The following is a 503-nucleotide window of genomic DNA, read 5'->3' on the forward strand; positions in this document are numbered from 1 at the left end:
CGAGCAGAACTCACAAATTTTACCTTAGCCTGATCACACACCAGTGAAAGTGCGTGTCAGTCTATATCTATCACATATCCGAATTTTTAAAGAACGATCTGACAAAAGTCAGAAATCAACATTCAAACTGAATGTTCATTTCTAAGTTCTGGCAAGAGACTGTAAAAGTGGTGGAGCCAAGCGGGATCGAACCGCTGACCTCCTGCGTGCAAGGCAGGCGCTCTCCCAGCTGAGCTATGGCCCCGTTTTTACGGCTGAACCATGTAATGGTAGGTCTGGGCAGATTTGAACTGCCGACCTCACCCTTATCAGGGGTGCGCTCTAACCAACTGAGCTACAGACCTATAACAGGGTTGCGTTACAGCATCGTCTTTATACAAAGAATCAAGCAATTCGTGTGGGAGCTCATCAGCAGGCTGATGTCGTCGATTAAGGAGGTGATCCAGCCGCAGGTTCCCCTACGGCTACCTTGTTACGACTTCACCCCAGTCATGAATCACACC

Annotated in this window: 2 tRNA genes and 1 rRNA gene; all 3 read right to left on the minus strand. The window is 48.3% G+C overall.

The features are described 5' to 3' along the window. Positions 1–168: 168 nt before the first annotated feature. A tRNA-Ala gene (locus L6D75_RS27180) sits at positions 169–244 on the minus strand. Between the two features lie 23 nt (positions 245–267). Further along, positions 268–344 (minus strand) — tRNA-Ile (locus L6D75_RS27185). 86 nt (positions 345–430) lie between these two features. Then, positions 431–503, minus strand: a 16S ribosomal RNA gene (locus L6D75_RS27190); the annotation flags it as partial.

This window comes from Pseudomonas faucium (genome assembly GCF_021602585.1).
In the GTDB taxonomy this organism is placed as follows: domain Bacteria; phylum Pseudomonadota; class Gammaproteobacteria; order Pseudomonadales; family Pseudomonadaceae; genus Aquipseudomonas; species Aquipseudomonas faucium.